Annotated in this window: 16 protein-coding genes; 2 read left to right on the top strand and 14 right to left on the bottom strand. The window is 70.7% G+C overall.

The genetic code is table 11. The features are described 5' to 3' along the window. Positions 1-97: 97 nt before the first annotated feature. Entirely contained in the window at positions 98-754 is a 657-nt protein-coding gene (locus MPPM_RS24925; RefSeq protein ID WP_096487367.1) for a glutathione S-transferase, read from the bottom strand. A gap of 112 nt (positions 755-866) precedes the next feature. On the opposite strand from MPPM_RS24925, the gene modC reads away from it, so the two are divergent. Next, positions 867-1,961: a molybdenum ABC transporter ATP-binding protein gene (gene modC / locus MPPM_RS24920; RefSeq protein ID WP_096487366.1), complete on the top strand. Its 1,095-nt coding sequence runs from the start codon at positions 867-869 to the stop codon at positions 1,959-1,961. 217 nt (positions 1,962-2,178) lie between these two features. Here the strand turns inward: modC and MPPM_RS24915 are convergent, their stop codons facing one another. The 10 genes from MPPM_RS24915 to MPPM_RS24870 form a co-directional block, all read right to left on the bottom strand. Further along, on the bottom strand, positions 2,179-3,204 hold the full coding sequence (locus MPPM_RS24915) for a patatin-like phospholipase family protein (RefSeq protein ID WP_096487365.1): 1,026 nt from the start codon (positions 3,202-3,204) through the stop codon (positions 2,179-2,181). A 121-nt stretch (positions 3,205-3,325) separates the two neighbouring features. Then, positions 3,326-5,080 carry a complex I subunit 5 family protein gene (locus MPPM_RS24910; RefSeq protein ID WP_096487364.1) on the bottom strand — a complete coding sequence of 585 codons (1,755 nt, stop codon included), beginning with the start codon at positions 5,078-5,080 and terminating at the stop codon, positions 3,326-3,328. Continuing rightward, positions 5,077-5,484: a sodium:proton antiporter gene (locus MPPM_RS24905; protein ID WP_244573409.1), complete on the bottom strand. Its 408-nt coding sequence runs from the start codon at positions 5,482-5,484 to the stop codon at positions 5,077-5,079. The genes MPPM_RS24910 and MPPM_RS24905 overlap by 4 nt, the downstream gene beginning before the upstream one ends. After that, positions 5,484-6,257, bottom strand: a complete 774-nt coding sequence (locus MPPM_RS24900; protein ID WP_096487363.1) for an MnhB domain-containing protein — start codon at positions 6,255-6,257, stop codon at positions 5,484-5,486. The genes MPPM_RS24905 and MPPM_RS24900 overlap by 1 nt, the downstream gene beginning before the upstream one ends. 19 nt (positions 6,258-6,276) lie before the next feature. After that, positions 6,277-6,522 carry a hydrogenase subunit MbhD domain-containing protein gene (locus MPPM_RS24895; protein WP_096487362.1) on the bottom strand — a complete coding sequence of 82 codons (246 nt, stop codon included), beginning with the start codon at positions 6,520-6,522 and terminating at the stop codon, positions 6,277-6,279. Beyond that, positions 6,519-6,803, bottom strand: a complete 285-nt coding sequence (locus MPPM_RS24890) for a monovalent cation/H(+) antiporter subunit G (RefSeq protein ID WP_096487361.1) — start codon at positions 6,801-6,803, stop codon at positions 6,519-6,521. Before MPPM_RS24890 ends, MPPM_RS24895 begins: the two co-directional genes overlap by 4 nt. Next, positions 6,800-7,054 carry a monovalent cation/H+ antiporter complex subunit F gene (locus MPPM_RS24885; RefSeq protein WP_096487360.1) on the bottom strand — a complete coding sequence of 85 codons (255 nt, stop codon included), beginning with the start codon at positions 7,052-7,054 and terminating at the stop codon, positions 6,800-6,802. Before MPPM_RS24885 ends, MPPM_RS24890 begins: the two co-directional genes overlap by 4 nt. Next, positions 7,051-7,521, bottom strand: a complete 471-nt coding sequence (locus MPPM_RS24880; RefSeq protein ID WP_096487359.1) for a Na+/H+ antiporter subunit E — start codon at positions 7,519-7,521, stop codon at positions 7,051-7,053. Before MPPM_RS24880 ends, MPPM_RS24885 begins: the two co-directional genes overlap by 4 nt. A gap of 492 nt (positions 7,522-8,013) precedes the next feature. Continuing rightward, on the bottom strand, positions 8,014-8,559 hold the full coding sequence (locus tag MPPM_RS24875; protein WP_096487358.1) for a hypothetical protein: 546 nt from the start codon (positions 8,557-8,559) through the stop codon (positions 8,014-8,016). A gap of 180 nt (positions 8,560-8,739) precedes the next feature. Then, on the bottom strand, positions 8,740-9,264 hold the full coding sequence (locus MPPM_RS24870) for a GNAT family N-acetyltransferase (RefSeq protein ID WP_096487357.1): 525 nt from the start codon (positions 9,262-9,264) through the stop codon (positions 8,740-8,742). A gap of 283 nt (positions 9,265-9,547) precedes the next feature. On the opposite strand from MPPM_RS24870, the gene MPPM_RS24865 reads away from it, so the two are divergent. Further along, complete coding sequence (locus MPPM_RS24865; protein WP_096488026.1) at positions 9,548-9,964, top strand: ester cyclase; 417 nt, start codon at positions 9,548-9,550, stop codon at positions 9,962-9,964. 418 nt (positions 9,965-10,382) lie between these two features. Here the strand turns inward: MPPM_RS24865 and MPPM_RS24860 are convergent, their stop codons facing one another. The 3 genes from MPPM_RS24860 to MPPM_RS24850 are packed head-to-tail and all read right to left on the bottom strand — an operon-like array spanning position 10,383 to position 15,770. Continuing rightward, a complete protein-coding gene (locus MPPM_RS24860; RefSeq protein WP_096487356.1) occupies positions 10,383-13,583 on the bottom strand; it encodes an error-prone DNA polymerase in 3,201 nt (1,066 codons plus the stop codon). Next, positions 13,580-15,082 carry a DUF6504 family protein gene (locus tag MPPM_RS24855; protein ID WP_096487355.1) on the bottom strand — a complete coding sequence of 501 codons (1,503 nt, stop codon included), beginning with the start codon at positions 15,080-15,082 and terminating at the stop codon, positions 13,580-13,582. Before MPPM_RS24855 ends, MPPM_RS24860 begins: the two co-directional genes overlap by 4 nt. Then, on the bottom strand, positions 14,997-15,770 hold the full coding sequence (locus tag MPPM_RS24850; RefSeq protein ID WP_096487354.1) for an ImuA family protein: 774 nt from the start codon (positions 15,768-15,770) through the stop codon (positions 14,997-14,999). Before MPPM_RS24850 ends, MPPM_RS24855 begins: the two co-directional genes overlap by 86 nt. Between the last annotated feature and the right edge of the window lie 171 nt (positions 15,771-15,941).

The raw sequence follows: 15,941 nt of genomic DNA, 5'->3' as shown, positions 1-15,941 counted from the left end.
GGCGCGGGGCGAAGACCGGTCTCAGGGCCCGCGATCCCCACCGAACGTGCCTTCGCGGAGGAGGCCGGCGGGTGTCGTCATCGGCGGCCCCGACGCCTCACGCGTAGGCGTAGGGCCCGCCCCGCTCCAGCGCCCGTGCGTAGGCGGGCCGTGCGTGGAGGCGCGCCAGCCAATCCGTTACCCGCGGCCCCGCGCCGGTGCCGCGGGCGGCGAACGCCTCCAGCGGGAAGCTCATCATGATGTCGGCGGCGGTGAAGGCGTCGCCGCAGAAATACGGCCGTTCGGCCAATTCCGCCTCCCAATAGGCGGCGTGGCGGCGCAGCTCCGGATCGACGAAGCCGCCCGTCACCCGGGCCGCGATCGCTCGCACCAGCGGGCGCAGCAGGGCGGGGCTTCGCGGAGCGAGCTGCGAGAATACCAGTTTGAGCAGGAGCGGCGGCATCGCCGAGCCCTCCGCGTAGTGCAGAAAGTAGGTGTAGCGGTCCCGCTCCGGCGTGGCGGGCGGCGGCACCAGCGCGCCGTCGGCGCGGGCGGTGAGGAATTCCACGATGGCACCGGTCTCCGCCACCACCCGCCCATCGGCCTCGATCACCGGCGACTTGCCCAGCGGATGCACCGCCCGCAGCGCGCGCGGCGCCAGCATCGTCGCGGGTTCCCGAGCGTAGCGCTTCACGGTGTAGTCGAGCCCGAGTTCCTCGAGCAGCCACAGCACCCGCTGCGAGCGGCTGTTCTCCAGATGGTGAACGGTGATCATCGTGCGCCTTTTTCGATCCTGCGCCGACAACGCGGCAGGCCGCACATCGAGCCTCTTGTCTCCGCACCGTTTTTGCTGAGAAGCCGGCCGCACGGGTTCGGACCGAGGCTGCATGACCATCGACGTCGACGTTTCCCTCCGCCGCGACGGGTTCGCGCTCGACGTCGCCTTCAGCGCGGGCGACGGGCTCACCGCCCTGTTCGGGCGCTCGGGCTCGGGCAAGACCACGGTGATCGACCTTATCGCCGGACTGATCCAGCCGCAGCGCGGACGCATCGTCGCCGACGGCACGGTGCTGCTCGACACGGAGCGCGGCATCCGCGTGCCGGTGCATCGGCGGCGGATCGGCTGCGTGTTCCAGGAGGCGCGGCTGATGCCGCATCTCAGCGTACGGCAGAACCTGCGCTTCGGCCGCTTCTTCGCCCGCGGCACGGGGGGCCCGAGCCTCGATGCGGTGGCCGATCTCCTCGGGATCGCTCCGCTGCTGGAACGGCGACCCGCCGGCCTGTCGGGGGGCGAGCGGCAGCGGGTGGCGATCGGCCGGGCGCTGCTCGCGCGCCCGAGGCTGCTGCTGATGGACGAGCCGCTCTCGGCGCTCGACGAGGCCCGCAAGCGCGAGATCCTGCCCTATATCGAGCGGCTGCGCGACGAGGCGGGCCTGCCCGTCGTCTATGTCAGCCACTCGGTGGCGGAGGTGGCCCGCCTCGCCTCCACCGTGGTGGTGCTGGAGGCCGGCCGCGTGGCGGCCAGCGGCCCGGTCGATGCCGTGCTGCGCCGGCCGGACCTGATCCCCGACGGCGCGGAAGCCGGCAGCGTGCTCGCCATGCGGGTCGAGCACCATGATCCCGAAACCGGGCTGACGCGCCTGACCGGCCCGGCCGGCCCCCTCGATCTGCCGCTGATCGACGCCCCCGAGGGACGCCGCCTCAATCTGCGGGTGCCCGCCCGCGACGTGCTGCTGGCGCTCGCGCGGCCCGAGGATCTGAGCGCCCGCAACGTCCTGCCGGGCCACGTCGCCACCCTGCGCGAGGAGGGGACGGCCTGCCTCGTCGAGGTGACCTGCGGAGAGGCGACCCTCGCCGCCCGCCTGACCCGCGCCTCCGCCCGCGACCTGGGGCTCACGGTCGGGCGCCCGGTCTTCGCCATCGTGAAGAGCGTGGCACTCGATGCGGGGAGCACGCCGGGAGGCGGCCGGATCGAGATCTGAAGCGACGGACGCAGCTCGACTTCCGGAACGTCGCGCCGAGAAGCGGAGCGTGAGGCTCCGGCCATCCTGCGACGCGCCGCACCGGTCGGGGTGGTGGATTCGGCCTCCGTTCGAGCGCCGCGCGGGCTTGCCGCGACGTCGATCGAGCGGCCACCGTCCCGGGCGGTCGAGCGGATGAATCGGCCGGCGCCTCTCGGCACGCGCGGTGGCCGCGCCATCATGGGCACTCGTAGCGGAAGCGTCCCCGCGCAGGCGGCTGGGCCGCGAGCCGACCGAGTCCCCGCTCCATGTCGCCGGCGCCCGCCTGCCAGCGGTCGCGGATCGAGGAGGGCGAGAAGTCGAAGCTCTTCGATGCGAGCTGGTCGGCGCCGGCCCGGTAGACGAGGTGCAGCAGCGTCGCGACCGGCCCGTCCGGATCGAGCCGCTCGCGCAGGGCATAGCTGCGCGCGAGACCGGCGACCGCGCGCCGGGCGGCGCTGGCGAAGATGAGGTCGTTGGCCCGCTCCAGCACCGCGTCGAGCGAGCGCGGCGGATCGGCCCGCAGGGAGAACAGGTCGAGGGCGATGCAGAGCCGATCGCGGGTCGGCTCGGGCTCGAACAGCGGGTCGAGCGGCAGGTTGTTGGTGTAGCCGGCATCACACAGCAGGCGCCCGTCCACCTCGACCGGCGGGAAGGCCGGCAGCAGGGCCGCGCTCGCCAGGACATGCTCGGGCCGGATCGCCTGGCGGGTGTTGTCGAAATAGACCTCCTCGCCGGTCGCCACGTCGATGCAGGCGATCGTGAGCCGGATCTCGGCCCGGTTCAGGCGCTCGAAATCAACGAGCCGCTCCAGCGTATCGCGCAGGGGCCGATGATCGAACAGGGCGACGTCGTTGGGCACCCATGGCAGTGCCGACCACAGGCCGGGATAGCGGTGCGTGAAGATGCTGGGCCGTCCCCAGGCCAGCGTCAGGAGCGAGTGCAGGGCGTTGTAGTACTGGCGCGGCTTCAGGAGGTCGGTGCCGGAGAGGCCCGTATGCAGGGTCGCCTCGTTCCAGAACCGGTGGAGCCGCTCGATCCGGTCCTCCGGCGCGTTGCCGGCGATGATCGCCCCGGTGACCGCCCCCATCGAGGCGCCCACCAGCCAGTCCGGCCGGATGCCGCGGGCCTGCAGAACCTCGAAGGCGCCGGCATGGTAGGCGCCGAGCGCGTTGCCGCCGCCGAAGACGAGGGCGATGTCGCGGTTGGGGGACGTCAGTTCCATAGGGCGGGCGGACCTCTGCTTTCCCGGTCGGGACCCTGCGCGTGCGGCCGGTCTCCTGCTGGGCAACCCGGCGAGCGCGGCATGCGATGCATGAAGGCGCGCGAAGGACGCGGCCGGCACATCACCCCGGCGAGAACCCGGCGGCGAGGGCGAACAACGCCAATCCCACCGCCATCCACGTCACGTAATCGCCGACCAAGCCGCTATGCAGCGCCTGGAGCGCGCCGAACGCCGCTCTCTCACTCCGCGCGAGCGCCCGGGCCAGGCCGCTCAGCGCACGGCGGCGCAGCAGGGCGAGGGCGAGCAGGCCGGCGGTCAGCAGCAGCGGGGCCGGGCTGCCCCACCCGGCCTCGGGCAGGGCGAGCGGCGGGGCGGACGGGTCGTGCAGGCGCGCCGCCGCGGCGCCGAGGAAGGGCATCACGGTCGACGACGGCGCCAGAGCAAGGGCGACGAGGACGAGCGCCGGGAGTGCCATCAGCCAGAGCGGGCGGTCGGGCTTCTCCCGCTCTCGCTCCGTCGGCGCCAGGAGTTCGGGCCCGGGCACGCCGCTGGCGCCCGCGAAGATGCGGGCGGCCGCGCGCAGCACCGCGGCGCCGGTCAGGGCGGTGGCGATCGCCACGACCGCCCGGTCGGCGAGGCTCGCGGAACGATCCATGAGACCGGTCCCCGCATGCATCAGGCCGACCGGCAGGCCGCCGAGCAGAAGCCCACCCAGCCCCATGGCGAGCGCGGGCGCCCACAGACCCCGGCCCCGGCCGTAGAGGACGATCTCGTCCGCCGAGCGCCGCAGGGCCAGTAGGATGCCGGCGACCATGAACAGGGCGCCCTTCGTGAGCCCGTGGCCGACGATGTAGAGCAGCAGACCCGCGGTGGCGGTGCCGGTTCCGGCGCTGAGCGCGGTCAGCATGATCCCGAGATGGGCGATGGTGGAGAAGGCGAGGAGCCGCTTCAAGTGGCGCTGCGCGAAGGCCATCGACCCGGCCACCAGGGCCGTGGCGAGCCCGAGCCCGTGAAGTAGGCCGTGCACGAGGCCCATCACCTCGGCATTTCCGGAAAAGACCTGGGCCACGAGTTTGGCGAGGCCGAACAGGCCGAGGCTCACCATCGCCCCGGAAAAGATCACGGAGACCGGGCTCGGCGCCACCGCGTGGGCATCGGCGAGCCAGAGATGGAAGGGCAGGATCGCCGCCTTGGTCAGCAGGGCGGCGGCCACCAGCACGAATCCGCCGGTCAGAACCGGGTCGGAGCCGGTTCGGGCCAACACCTCGCCCATGGTTGCGAAATCGAAGCTGCCGGTGCGGGCGTAGAGCAGGCCGGTGCCGGCGAGCATCAGGAAGCTCGCCAGTGCGTTGGTGACCGTGAAGTTGAAGGCGCCCTCCAGCGCGCTGCGGCCGAGCGGATAGGCGGTGAGCGCGAAGGCGGCCACGCTCATCAGTTCGAACCAGACGAACAGGTTGAATAGGTCGCGGGTCAGGCAGAAGCCGACCATCGCCGCGAGGAAGAGCAGCATCAGCACGTGGAAATGCGCGTGCTCGGTGTCGAAATAGCCCCAGGCGAAGAGGAAGGTGGCGCCAAACATCAGGCCGCAGAAGGCGGCGAGCGCCGCGCTCGCCGGATCGGCCTGGAAGCCGATGCCGAGGATCACGCCGGGCCGGTGGGCGGCGTCGGGCGTCCAGCCGCCGAACCAGTGCCGCACCGGTCCGTCGAGGCTGGCATGGGCGAGGCCGACGCAGATCGCGCAGACGGCGAGCGCCACGAGGATCGCCACGATCTTCGGCAGCCGCGGCGGCAGCCAATGGGCCAGCGCCAGCAGCGCCGTCGCGACCCCGAGCGGCAGCAGCACCGCGACGGGCAGGAGCGTCTCGGAGCGGCTCATTCGGCGGAAGAGGGCGGCGGGCGCAGGGGGCGCAGAACCTGCGGGTCGAGGGTGCCGCGGCGCTTCTGCACCTGGATCGCGATGGCGAGCAGCAGCGCCGTGACGGCGGCGCCGATGACGATGTCGGTGAGCACCAGCGCCTGCACCACCGGATCGACCGCGGGCGTGCCGGGCGGGTGGTCGTAGAAGACCGGCGGCCCGGCCTCGTGGACGTAGCCGAGGCCCAGAAGCAGCACGTAGGTCGCCGATTGGCACACCGTCAGGCAGCCGACGAGGTGCACGCAGTGGCGCGAGGTGACGATGCCGTAGAGGCCGACCGCGAACAGCCACGCGGCGACGAGCCAAGGAAGAGCGCTCAGCGGGAGTGCCGTCGTCGGGAGTGCCGTCATCGCGAGGGTGCTCATCAGTCCTCCTCGTCGGGAACGGGATCGTCGTCGGCCTCGCGGGTTTCTTCGAGGAACTCGACGAGCAGCAGGCCGAAACTCCCCGCCACCGACAGGGCGACCGCGACGTTGACGACGACCATCAGCCCGCCGGAATAGAGATCCTTGAGAGCGCCGAGCGGCAGCCGGTTCGCGAGCGCCGGATGGCCGGCGAGCAGCGGCAGGCCGGCGCAGAGCACGAACAGGAGGGCGCCGCCGCCTTCCAGCACGGCGAGCACCGGAGGCGGAACGAGTGCGCGCCAGCCCTCGTAGCCCTCGCCGAGATAGAGCAGCAGCAAGCCGGAGGCGGCGATCACGCCGCCCTGGAAGCCGCCGCCGGGCGTGGTCATGCCGTGGAGTGCCACAGAGAGCCCGACCATCAGGGTCAGCGTCGCGAAGAGGCGGCAGAGCAAGACCGTGGCGTCGGCCCGCGGCGTCACCGGCCGGCCGGGCAGGTGGCCGGCCCGCGCGGTGTCGCGCTCGCCCCGGGCGCCGCGCAGCAGCACCGTCGCCCCGGTGACGGCGCAGAGCAGCATGCATTCCTCCCCCAGCGTGTCGATGCCGCGCAGGTCGAAATTGACCGCCGCCACCATGTTGGTGACGCGGCGCAGATCCGGCACCAGGGCGTTGATCGTCTGGCCCAGGGCGGCGGTCGGCGCGCCGAATGCGGGCAGGGACAACGCGATCCGGAGGACGGCCGGCGTCAGGACCAGCAGCGCCAGCGCGAGCAGGAGGAGACGCCAGCGGGGCGTCATTGCGGCCCTCCCGGCGCCATCATCGCTTGGCTCGGTCCATGCGGATGGCGGCGAGCGCGGCCAGGAACAGCAGCGGCGTGACCGCGGTGCCGACGGCGATTTCCGAGAGGGCGACGTCGGGCGCCTGGAGCACGAGGAACAGCAGCCCGAGCACGAGCCCGTTGCCGGCCATGGCGAAAACCTGCCGCCGCGGATCGCGGGACAGCACCACGAGGAGGCCCGACAGGGCGGCGAGGAGCAGAAGCGCGGCGACGAGGATGGTCATCGCCGCTCCCCGTCGCGGATCTGCAGGGCATGTCCCGTCATGTGGCCGAGGAGCGCGCCGATCAGCAGCGTCACGAGCCAGATCGCGGCGCATTTGAGCACCCGCGACGAGAATCCGTCGGTCAGACAAGCGGCGAGCAGCACCGTCCCGCCCCCGGCGACGTTGACGAAGGTGACGGCGTGCAGCCGCTCCAGCGGCGTGCGCAGACGCCAGAGGGCTACGGCGGCGATCCAGGCGGAGAGGACCGCCAGCGCGAGGCAGAGCATGACACCGACGCTCATAGCCAGCGCTCCTGGAACAGCGCGAAGAGCAGGGTGCCCGGCAGCGTCAGCACCGCGAGGGCCAGCGCGAGGTCGATGGTCGCGGGCTGATCGAGGGCGAAGCTCAGGGCGACGAGGAGCAGGGTGGCGAGCGAGGTCGCGAACTGCACGGCGACGAGGCGGATGCGAAGGGCCCCGCGCCCGCTCGCGACCACGGCGAGGGCGAAGGGCGGCAACAGTGCCAGCGCGGCGACGAGCCAGAGTTCGCTCATGCCAGCCAGCGCGGGTCGGGGGTGGGGCCGGGTTCGCCCAGCGCGTGGATCAGCGCCTCGTCGCGGCCGGGATCGGCACGCAGGACGAAGCTGTCGGGGCTGAGCGAGGCGAGGAGCACCGCGCAGGCCCGGCGCCCCGCCTCGGCCGGGTCATCCGCGGGACCGTGCCGGAAGGGGCGGCGCAGGGCGTGGCCCGGATGACCGCCCGCGAAGGCCGCTCGCAGCAGCACCCGCCCGGTCCGCGCCGTGGCCGGGACGAGACCGGCGAGCCCCCGTCCGACATGGCGCGCCGCGCCGGCCGGGACAGCGAAGCGCCGCGCGGCATGTCCCCGGATGCGTCCGGCCCAGAGCGTCAGCAGGCCGGCGACGACCGCGCCGGTCAGCGCCTCGTGCAGGCCGGCTTGGCCCGCCAGCCCGAGGTAGAGGGCGAACAGTCCGAGCCAACTCGCGCCTGTGCGCAGGATCATCGTGGCGTCCCTTTCCTCGAAGCTAACTCGGCAGGAAGCCATCGTGTTCTGTCGGCTGATCGTGGGCCGTCACCGTGGAGGGAGAGGCGTCGGAGAAGCCCCTCGTGCCGGTCTCATCGCCAGGATGAGGATTTCGATCGAAACGCGATGCCCGGGACGACGGTCCAAGGCCGCCGAGGGTGGAGCGCCATCATTGGCCCGGAGCATCGTCCGACGACGTGGAGACCGGCCCGCCAAAAAAGATACCGCCCAATCAAAACCTTGGGGCGACCTCCAATGGCAATGCCACGGTACACGGCCGCGGCATGGGATCTGGCGGCCTCGGGCATTCCCAGCCGCAAATTCAGGTTGAAGTCTCGGGCTGGACGGGCCAGCCGAGCGTTCATCCGTGTTGCCGCGGACCGTGAAGCTACGCGATCGGACGCTGCTCCGGCACGTCGATCTGAGGGCGTGCCGCCCCCTCGCGTGCCGCTCCCGTATCGTTCGGAATGTTCACGCCGGGCCTGACGCCTGTGCGGTCGCGCGGGCCGTGAACTTGTAGGCGCCCACGAGCGCAAGCACCGTCGCGATGATGTCCAGGCGCCTGGGGATTTCCGGGACCCAGAGCATCGCCGCGTCGGCCAGAACCAGCACTGCGAAGGCCGCGGCCCAAACGAGGGAAATGGTGCGATTGACCGCTCGGAAGCGCGGATGGTCCCAGACCTCCGCCGGGGCGCCCTCACGGGCGTATTGGAGCGTGAACGGCTGCCCCGCCGCGAGCGAGGCGAGCACGATCAGCAGCAGACCCGCATCCACCACGAGACGCACGGCCGGGATTGTCCAATCTTGCCCTGTGGCCCGCGTGTAAAGCGCGAGGGCAGTGAACAACAGGAGCGTGGCGATCTCCAGGATCTTCAAGGAGCGGCCGAGCACAAGCCGATCGCGGATCAGGAGGAGGCCCGCGACGAGTGCACTGGCCCAGAGCGCCGCCTCGACGTAGCCGAGGTGGATAAGCACCGCGAAGGCGAAGAACGGTGCGAAGCTTAGGAGCAGGCTCATCGCAGCACCGCACATCCTGATCAGCGTCCGCTGGTCTACACCTTTTCGGCATACCCCGCACGTCACTACGATGATCGCTCAGGATGAATTGCAGACGTCTTCCCTACCACCTGATCTGGATTGTTTCGTGAACCTATAAACCGGGCGACGAGGATGTGGGATCGGCTGCCGTCTGCCGAGTCAGCGCTTGAGCGGAACTTCGCAAGTCATCCACCGTGCAGAAGGTCCATACGTCTCAAGCTTTTCCAGAAATTTCCTCGAAACTTCTCCTTCGACAAACCCGAGCCGGCGCCAGTAATCTGCTGCGCCTTCCACCGCGATCAACTCTGCGCTGCGAAGACCGTCTTGAGCCGCCAACTCGAACGCGCGCGTGATGAGCCTTTGACCGACCATCAGCCCACGATACGCAGACGACACCGCAAGATCATGTATGAAGAGCACCTCGCTCGGTACGTCATCCGGAAGTACCGTCCCTAAAGGAGGCGGCGACTGGCGGCGCCAACTATGAGCAAGCAGGTATCCCAGCAATTCTTCTCCATGTTTCGCTGCGAGGCAATATGAAGCTGTCCGGTTGATCCGGCTCAGAAAGGTGTCTTCGTCCTCGATGAGAAACGTCGGGTACGTCTCTGCTTGGATGCTGAGCGCGGCAGGCAAATCCTGCCGCCCGAGCGCCTCGATTGAGATAGTTGGCTTCAGACGTGACATATTGCTTTTCGCTTGGGCACCGAGCGTTCGCAAGGATGCATTAGCTGCCGGACAGCTTCAGAGTTGAGGCGGTCTTTGCAGACAGGCAGGGCTTGATGCCTTCGAAGACCCATGGAGCCAGAGGCCTGCAATCGGTGGCAAGCGGAACTCGACTCCGCGCCGGGGAGTGGACGTTCCGCCCTCGACCTGAACCGGGCGTACGAAGCGTTGTCGCCAGCTCTCTCAAAAGCGGGCATCCTCTACAAGCGACGTCCGCAGCAACGGGAAAGGAATGAGTTCGATAATGAGCGACATCAAGACGATTGCGAAGGCTTTCTTCGACGCCTGTGAGACGGGTGGAGGATGGGAGAACTGCGAGCGCTATTGCACTCCTGACGCGACCTTCTCGGCTCAGGCCGACGCCCTGGCCGGCGTCACCTCGCTACGGGACTACACAGAGTGGATGAAGGGGCTTCTGACCTTCATCCCCGACGGTCGGTACGAGGTAAAGTCCTTCGCCACGGACGAGGAGCGCCGAAACGTTGCGGCCTACGGGATCTTCCACGGAACCCATACGGGAGAAGGCGGCCCCTGCCCGCCGACGGGCAAGAGCACGTCGACCGACTACGTCTATGTTATGCAATTCGAGGGTGATAAAATCGTCGGGCTGACGAAGATCTGGAACGACGCCAGAGCAGTGACGGAGTTGGGTTGGGCTTAGCCACCGCAGCGGCGAGCCTCGTCTTCGACTGAGCAACGTGACGAGGCTGCGCTAAAGCCTCGTCAGCTCAACAACAGCATTCTTTGGTGTTGGTCTCTTCAGCGGAACGGCCGAAAACCATCCGACCTAGTCGTAAGTCCCCGCCTAATCGATAGCCCGAAAGCGGACCATCCCAGGGTCTGGAATGGGTCGAGGCTGTGTGAAAACGAAGACACGCTGCGAGACCGTAGAACAATCTTCTGCTTGACGAGGAGTCCAACTCGCAAGGCAGTCATGCTGATGGCGGCAATGCGTCCTTTTCGACGCTTCACACAGCGCCTTGGGGAATAACCTTCTGCCGCAACCGATACCTCTCACGTTTTCACACGGCCTCGGTCGAGAGCGGCCCCTCGCCGGGTCAAGTTGATCGGGCTTCGCTCTACCGGAAATTCCGCGCCCGCACCGGCAGCGCCGACGCCCGCGGGTCGGGCCGGGCGCCCTGGCCGGTCTCGTCGCCGCGGCCGGTGCGGAGCGCGATGACCGCCTCGTCCTCGTCGATCCGTCGTAGCAGGCCGGAGCGGTCGTAGAGTTCCGCCGCCACGAGGTGGACGACGTCGCCGACCCTCTGCACCCGGCCGCGGCAGGCCATCAGCCGGGCGCCGAGCACGACCCGGCGCTGGCGGTCGAACAGTTCGGGCCGGACGATCAGGTTGGCGATGCCGGTCTCGTCCTCCAGGGTCATGAACATCGTGCCCTTGGCCGAGCCCGGCCGCTGGCGCATCAACACGATGCCGGCCACGACGATCGACGCGCCGTTGCCCGCCCGATCGAGCGCCGCGCAGGGCCGCGCCCCCAGACCGGCCAGCGTCCCCCGCAGGAAGGCGAGGGGGTGGGCGCGCAGGCTGAGGCCCTTGGCGCAGTAATCGGCCACCACCTCGCCGCCCGCGCTCATCGCCGGCAGGGTCACAGGCGGCTCGACCGCCATCGGCGCGGACGGTTCCGGCAGGGCGGCGAAGAGGGGCAGGGCGTCAGGGCCCAAGGCCTTGGTCGCCCAAGCGGCCTCGCGCCGGTTCAGCCCCAGCGAACGGAACGCGTCGGCCCGCACGAGGCAGGTCAGGCCGGCGGCCGGGATGCCGGATCGGTCCGCCAGTTCGGGCAGGGAGGTGAAGGGCCGCCCGCCGCGCGCCGCCACGAGGCGCTGCCCGTCCCGTTCGGCCAGGCCGCCCGCAAGGCGCAGGCCCAGGCGCACGGCAAACAGTTTTCGGCCATCACCGAGGGATTCGAGGGTGCAGTCCCAATCCGAATAATTCACGTCGAGGGGACGGATCACGACGCCGTGGGCGCGGGCGTCGCGGACGATCTGCGCGGGCGCGTAGAAGCCCATCGGCTGCGCGTTGAGGAGCGCGGCGCAGAAGACGTCCGGATGGTGGCACTTCATCCAGGAGGAAGCGTAGGCGAGCAGCGCGAAGGAGGCGGCGTGGCTCTCAGGGAAGCCGTAGGACCCAAAACCTTCGAGCTGCTTGAAGGTACGCTCGGCGAAATCCCGGGCGTAGCCGTTGGCGATCATGCCCTCGACCAGCCGTGTCTGGAAGCGGTGCACGCCGCCGGTGAACTTGAAGGTCGCCATGGAGCGGCGCAGTTCGTCGGCCTCCGTGGCCGAGAAGCCGGCGCCGACCATCGCCACCTGCATCGCCTGCTCCTGGAACAGCGGCACGCCCAGCGTCTTCTCCAGCACCGCCTTCAGCTCGGGCGTCGGGTAGGTCACCTCTTCAAGCTTTTCCCTGCGCCGCAGATAAGGGTGGACCATGTCGCCCTGGATCGGGCCGGGGCGCACGATCGCCACCTCGATCACGAGGTCGTAGAATTCTTTCGGAGCCATCCGCGGCAGCATCGCCATCTGCGCGCGGCTCTCGATCTGGAAGACGCCGAGGGTGTCGGCGCGCCGGATCATCGCGAAGGTCGGCTCATCCTTTGAGGGGATCGAGGCGAGGTCGTGCGGGTCGTTCTTGACCTCGGCCAGCAAATCGAAGGCGCGGCGCAGGCAGCCGAGCATGCCGAGCCCGAGCACGTCGACCTTCATGAACTTGAGGGCGTCGATGTCGTCCTTGTCCCACTCGATGACCTGGCGGTCGGCCATCGCCGCCGGCTCGACCGGCACCAGTTCGTCGAGCCGGTCCAGCGTCAGCACGAAGCCGCCGGGATGCTGGGAGAGGTGGCGCGGGGTGCCGATCAGCTCGCGGGCGATCTCGAGCGTCAGGCGCAGGCGCCGATCCTCGGGATTGAGGTTGAGTTCGCGCAATTCGCGCTCGCCGACGCCCTCGCTGCTCCAGGACCAGGTCAGGCGGTTGAGGGCGCCGGTCACGTCCTCGGGCAGGCCCATCACCTTGCCGACCTCGCGGAGCGCCCCCCGCGAGCGGAAGCGGCTGACGATGGCGGTGAGCGCGGAGCGGTGGCGGCCGTAGGTCTGGAAGATCCACTGGATCACCTCCTCGCGGCGCTCGTGCTCGAAATCGACGTCGATGTCGGGCGGCTCGCGGCGCGCCTCCGACACGAAGCGCTCGAACAGCAGGTTCTGCCGGATCGGATCGATCGAGGTGATGCCGAGGCAGAAGCAGACCGCGGAATTGGCCGCCGAGCCGCGCCCCTGGCACAAAATCTTCTGCTCGTTCGCGAAACGGACGATCGATTCGACCGTGAGGAAGTAGGGGGCGTAGGCGAGACGCCCGATCAGGTCGAGTTCGTGGCGCAGCTGGCGCGTAACCGCCTCCGGCACGCCGGCCGGATAGCGCCGTTTCGCGCCGGCCCAGGTCAGGACCTCCAGGCGCTCCTGCGGCGAGAGCCCGTCCTCGCGGGTCTCCGTGGGGTAGGTGTAGGCGAGGTCGTCCAGCGAGAAACGGCAGGCGGCGGCGATCTCGCCCGCTCGCGCCAGCGCCTCGGGAAAGCGGGCGAACAGGCGCGCGGTCTCGTCCGGGGGCTTGAGGAAGCGGTCGGCGTGGCGCTCCTTGGCAAACCCCGCCCGGTCGATGGTGAGGCCGAGCCGGATGCAGGTGACCACGTCCTGAAGCCGGCGCCGGCCGGCGACATGGTAGAGGATGTCGCCGGTGGCGACACAGGGCACCCGCGCGGCGCGGGCGGCGGCGGCCACGGCGTCGAGCCGGTCGGCGTCGTCGGGCCGGAAGCGGCGGGTCAGGGCGCAGGAGGCGCGGGCACCGAATGTTTTTTTGAGTTGGACGAGATTGCCCGGCAGCGTCGGCTCCGGCCGTTCGGCGAGCAAAATGGCGAAAAGCCCCTCCTGCCACGCTTCGACATCGCGCCATGTCAGGCGGCAGCGGCCCTTGCCGCCGCGGGCCTTGCCCAGGCTGAGCAGGCGGCAGAGCCGGCCGTAGGCGGCCCGGTCGGTCGGATAGACCAGCAGCGGCGAGGAAAAATCATCGAGGTCGAGCCGGCAGCCGACGACGAGGCGCACGCCCGTGACCTTGGCCGCCTGATGCGCCCGCACCATCCCCGCGAGCGAGCCGTGATCGGTGATCCCGAGCGCCGGGATGCCGAGCAGGCTTGCTGCGGAAAACAGCTCCTCCGGGCTCGAGGCGCCGCGCAGGAAGGAGAAATGCGTCGTGACCTGAAGCTCCGGAATGCTCACGCCTCGCCGAGCCCGTGCAGCCACCAGCGGCCCTGTGCCTCCATCGGCCCGTCGCGGAACAGCCAGAAGCGCTCACCGGCTTCCGTCTCGACCCGGTAATAGTCCCGGGTGAGGTCGGCCTCCGCCTCCGCCACCCACCACTCGCCGAGGATGCGCTCCGGCCCGTCGGCCCGGGCGATCGCGTGGCGGGTGTTGCGCCAGACGAAGAACAGCGGCGGGGCGTCGGGGATCTCGGCCACGGCCGTGACCGGCTCGGGGGGTGCCAGGAGGCGGGCCGGGCGCGGTAGGTCGGCGGGCCAGACCGCGCCGAGGGGATCGGCGAGCGCCGGCACGCGGCGCACCGCCCGCTCGGGCAGATCGCTCTCCACGGGGGCCAGCCGGTAGACCCGCGCCGCGCCGAGGCGCACCAGCAGGGTATCGACCAGGGCGGCGAGGTCCGGCGCCTGCGGGCCGGCGGCAAGATGGGAATCCTGACGCTCGGCCAGGGGCTCGACGCGGGAGGCGGACAGGACCGCCTCCTCGATGCCGAAGCCGGGATCGACCAGGGACAGGCACTCGGCGAGCAGCCGGGCGAGGTGGCGCGCATCGCGGCTCGGCCGCGCCGTGCCGATGCGGATCGCCTGATCGAGGCGGTCCACGCGGGCGAAGACGAGGTCGAGGCGGCGCGCGCCGAGACCGCGCCGCTCCAGTTCCGGCACGAGCCGGGCGCAGAGGTCGGCCACGATCCGCTCCAGGCTCTCGCGGGCGCCGACCGGCTCGGCGAAGCGCAGGGCCACGCGCGGCGTCTCGGGCGCGGCGAGCGCCGTCAGCGGCTCCGGCTCGCGGCCCAGCGCCCGGTCGAGGCGGAACAGCAACTCGGCGCCGAAGCGCAGCCTGAGCGACGACCGCGGCTTGTCGAGGAGATGGCCCACGCGAGTGATGCCGACGTCCTGCAACGCCCGCACCGCCCCGAAGTCGAGACGCAGGGCCGCCACCGGCAGCCCCGCGATCGCCTGCCCCGCCTCGCCCCGGAGCACGATCCCGCCCTCGCCGAAGCGGGCCACACCCCAGGCGCAGCCCGGCGTGTCGGCGAGCGCCAGCCGCGCAGCGATTCCCGTCCGCTCCAGACGCACGGACAGGTCGGCGAGCAGGGGCGCCTCGCCGCCGTGGAGATGGGCGGCGCCGGTGATGTCGATCATCAGCCCGTCGGGCGGGTCGAGGGCGACGATCGGCGCGTAGCGCTGGCACCACAGGCCGAGCCGCTCTAGCGCCGCCGCGTCGGCGGCCTCGTCGGCGGGGACGAGGTGCAGGCCGGGCACCAGCGCCTGGGCGTGGGCGGCACTCATGCCGGGATGCAGGCCGAGGCGGCGGGCGGCGGTGTCCACGCCGGCCAGCCCGCGCCGGGCGCCGTCCTGCGCCACGGTGACGAGGGGCTCACCCTGCGGCGGCGCGGCGGACCCGCTCCGGCGCAGCCGGTCGGTCGGCCAGGACGGCAGGTAGAGCGAGACGACCCTGCGCATCGCAAGCCTCCACGATCCAAGCGCCCGGCGCCCCGCCGCGGCAGCGCTGCAGGTCGAGCCGCCAGCGCGGACGGCCCAGTCGACGGTCGAGGCGGCGGTCGCTTCCCTCGGAAGGGGCGGGCGCCACCCGCCAGCGGGTTCGCGCGGCGGAGGGCTCCGGCTCGGCGGCCTCGCCGGCGCAGAGGCGGTGCACGACGAGGGCCGTGACGCCCGAGCCCTCGGCCGCGAGCTGGAGCCGGCGCGAGGGCGTGAGCGCCATGCGGGTGAGTTCGCCGACGACGCCGGCCAGCCCGCGATGGCGCAGGCCCTCCTCCATGGCCGGCAGCACCTCGGCGTCCCGCCAGGTCTCGCAATAGACGACCCGGTCGGGATGGAGGCCGACGCGGGCGAGAGCCGGAGCGAACAGGTCGCGGCTGTGCAGGCACCACAGCACGGGACCGTCGAGCCGGGCGAGGATGCCGCCGGCGAACAGCACGGCGGTGGCGGCGTAGCGCCCGCGCGGACCGCCCTCGTGGATCTGGTGCAGCGCCCCGAGCGCCAGCCCGCCGCCGGGCAGGGCGGCATCGAGCCCGGCGATCCCGAAGGGCAGGGTAGGAGCAGCGTCGGGCCCGAGAGTCCCTCCGGCGGAATCCGTCAGCCGGCGAAGCTCGGCCAGGGTCGGCGCGGCGGGAGATCGGGGAGGGGGCATGGGTTCGGAGGCCGGCTTTCGATGTGTTTCTTAGAACAAATAGTGAACACACCTGAGCCGTAACCCGTCAACCGCTCTGTTGTTGCCATCCTTGTTGAAAAGGCGGATTTTATTCCGAATCCGCCCTTGACCATCGAATCGAGGCGGCCCGGCCTGTCGAGTCCTGCACGC

The sequence above is a fragment of the Methylorubrum populi genome (assembly GCF_002355515.1).
In the GTDB taxonomy this organism is placed as follows: Bacteria; Pseudomonadota; Alphaproteobacteria; order Rhizobiales; family Beijerinckiaceae; genus Methylobacterium; species Methylobacterium populi_A.
Note: the sequence above shows the minus strand (reverse complement) of the source record. Positions and strands in the feature narration are given on the sequence as shown.